At 66.4% G+C, this 2,525-nt stretch carries 2 protein-coding genes; both read left to right on the top strand.

The genetic code is table 11. The features are described 5' to 3' along the window. Positions 1-1,350 (top strand): class II fumarate hydratase (fumC, locus tag HMPREF0372_RS05100; protein WP_007489525.1); only part of this gene is annotated, 1,350 nt, incomplete at its 5' end. 30 nt (positions 1,351-1,380) lie between these two features. Further along, positions 1,381-2,525 (top strand): NAD(P)-dependent malic enzyme (locus HMPREF0372_RS05095; protein WP_007489524.1); only part of this gene is annotated, 1,145 nt, incomplete at its 3' end.

The raw sequence follows: 2,525 nt of genomic DNA, 5'->3' as shown, positions 1-2,525 counted from the left end.
GAACGGGACTCAATGGGGGAGATGGAGGTCCCTGCGGACCGCTACTGGGGTGCGCAGACCCAGCGGAGCTATCAGAACTTCCAGATCGGCACGGAGAAGATGCCGGAGGAGATTGTGCGGGCCTTCGGGATTCTGAAGAAGGCGGCGGCGCTGGCCAACCACAGGCTGGGGAAGCTGGACGATGAAAGGCTGGGCCTGATCAGCCGGGCCTGCGACGAGGTGGTGGCGGGGAAGCTGGACGGGCACTTCCCGCTGGTGGTGTGGCAGACGGGCAGCGGCACCCAGTCCAACATGAACGTGAACGAGGTGGTGGCCAACCGGGGCAACGAGCTGGCGGGGAAGAAGCTGCTCCACCCCAACGACCACGTGAACATGTCCCAGAGCTCCAACGACACCTTCCCCACGGCCATGCACATTGCGGCGGCGGTGGCGCTGGAGGACAAGCTGCTGCCGGCCATTGACGGGCTGGTGGAGACCTTCCGACGGCTGGAGGGGGAGAACGGGGACGTGGTGAAGAGCGGGCGCACCCACCTGCAGGACGCGGTGCCCATCACCCTGGCCCAGGAGATCAGCGGCTGGCGGACCAGCCTGGAGAAGGACAGGGCGATGGTGGAGCTGGCGCTGCCCGGCCTGCGGGAGCTGGCCCTGGGCGGGACCGCCGTGGGCACCGGGCTCAACGCCCCCAAGGGCTTTGACACGGCCGTGGCCGAGGCGGTATCGGAGCTGACGGGTAAGCCCTTTGTCACGGCCCCCAACAAGTTCCACGCCCTCACCAGTAAGGACGAGCTGGTGTTCGCCCACGGGGCGCTCAAGGCCCTGGCGGCGGATCTGATGAAAATCGCCAACGACGTGCGCTGGCTGGCCTCCGGCCCCCGGTGCGGCCTGGGGGAGATCCAGATCCCGGAGAACGAGCCCGGCTCCTCCATCATGCCCGGCAAGGTCAACCCCACCCAGTGCGAGGCGGTGACCATGGTGGCGGTACAGGTGATGGCCAACGACGTGGCGGTGGGCCTGGCGGCCTCCCAGGGCAACTTCGAGCTGAACGTGTTCATGCCGGTGTGCATCTACAACTTCCTCCAGTCCGCGCGGCTGCTCACCGACTGCATCCGCTCCTTTAACGACCACTGCGCCGTGGGCATCACGGCCAACCGGGAGAAATGCCGCCACAACCTGCACAACTCCCTCATGCTGGTCACCGCCCTCAACCCCTACATTGGCTATGACAACGCGGCCAAGACCGCCAAGAAGGCCCACGCCGAGCACATCTCTCTCAAGGAGGCCTGCGTCAGCCTGGGCTTCCTCACCGCCGAGCGGTTCGACGAGGTGTTCCACCCCGAAGAGATGGTCTGAGCGGGCCGCAGAAAGGAAGAAAAACGTACTATGGACGTCAATCAGGAATCCCTCAAGCTGCACGAGGAACTGCGGGGGAAGATCGAAGTGGTGGCCCGCAGGCACATCGAGACCCGGGACGACCTGTCCCTTCTGTATACCCCCGGCGTGGCCGAGCCCTGCCGGGAAATTGCAAAGGACTATGAGAAGTCCTTTACCCTCACCCGCCGGAGCAATCTGGTGGCGGTGATCACCGACGGCTCCGCGGTGCTGGGCCTGGGGGACATCGGCCCGGCCGCCGGTATGCCGGTGATGGAGGGCAAGTGCGCCCTCTTCAAGGAGTTCGGCGGGGTGGACGCCTTCCCCATCTGTGTGGACACCAAGGACGTGGACAAGCTGGTGGAGACCATCGCCCTGATCTCCAAGAGCTTCGGCGGCATCAACCTGGAGGACATCGCCGCCCCCCGCTGCTTCGAGGTGGAGCGCCGCCTGAAGGAGGTGTGCGACATCCCCGTGTTCCACGACGACCAGCACGGCACCGCCATCGTGGTGGCCGCCGCCCTGCTCAACGCCATGCGGGTGACCGGCAAGCAGATGGGGCAGATGAAGATCGTCATCAACGGGGCCGGCGCCGCCGGCATCGCCATCGGCAAGCTGCTCATCTCCATGGGCTTCGGCAATATCGTCATGTGCGACATCAACGGCATCATCTGCGAGGGGGATGAGGGGCTCAACGCCGGACAGGAGGAGATCTCCCACATCTCCAACCGGAATCACGAGCACGGCGCTCTGGCCGACGCCCTGCGGGGGGCGGACGCCTTCGTGGGCGTGTCCCGGCCCAACCTGGTGACGGCGGAGATGGTGTCCACCATGAAGGACGGCATCGTGTTCGCCATGGCCAACCCCACCCCGGAGATCATGCCGGACGAGGCGAAGCGGGGCGGCGCGGCGGTGGTGGGCACCGGGCGCAGCGATTTTCCCAACCAGATCAACAACGTCATGGTCTTCCCCGGCATCTTCAAGGGTGCGCTGGCCGTGCGGGCCCGGGAGATCACCGAGGGGATGAAAATCCGCGCGGCCAGAGCCCTGGCCGCCCTGGTGACCGACGAGCAGCTCAGCGCCGACTACATCCTGCCCTCCGCCCTGGACAAGTCCGTGGCCGACACCGTGGCCCGCGCCGTCGCACAGGAGGCCAG

Origin of the sequence: Flavonifractor plautii ATCC 29863 (genome assembly GCF_000239295.1) — a bacterium.
Classification (GTDB): domain Bacteria; phylum Bacillota; class Clostridia; order Oscillospirales; family Oscillospiraceae; genus Flavonifractor; species Flavonifractor plautii.
Note: the sequence above shows the minus strand (reverse complement) of the source record. Positions and strands in the feature narration are given on the sequence as shown.